The organism is Corallococcus sp. CA041A (assembly GCF_003612075.1).
GTDB classification, from domain to species: domain Bacteria; phylum Myxococcota; class Myxococcia; order Myxococcales; family Myxococcaceae; genus Corallococcus; species Corallococcus exiguus.
In genome coordinates this window covers 1-383 of record NZ_RAWF01000776.1, presented here as the reverse complement: position 1 = coordinate 383, position 383 = coordinate 1, and the positions used below count along the sequence as shown (strand labels likewise).

General features: G+C 69.5%; 1 protein-coding gene. It reads left to right on the top strand.

Features of this window, described 5'->3' with window-relative positions; genetic code table 11:
* The coding region (locus tag D7V77_RS43030) for an alanine racemase C-terminal domain-containing protein (protein ID WP_199734041.1) at window positions 1–383 on the top strand (383 nt) is incomplete at both ends.

Here is a 383-nt window from a genome sequence, read left to right as displayed (position 1 = left end):
GGAGCTGGACAGCGAACGCACCCATGAACAGGCGGCGACCTTCGCGCGCGCCATCGACGGCCTGGACGGCGAGACCAGCGTGTGCAATTCGCCGGCACTGCTGGGCTGGCCGGATGTACGCAGCGACTGGGTGCGCCCGGGCCTGATGCTGTACGGCGCCAATCCGCTGCCGGACAACACCGCGCTGACCGAGCGCCTGCGCCCGGTGATGACGATGCAGTCGAAGGTGATTGCCGAGCGCTGGATCGAGGCCGGTGAGCCGGTGGGCTATGGCGCACGCTTCGTGGCCAAGGCGCGCACCCGCGTGGGCGTGGTCGCGCTTGGCTATGCCGACGGTTATCCGCAGTTCGCCCCCAACGGCACGCCGGTACTGATCGATGGCC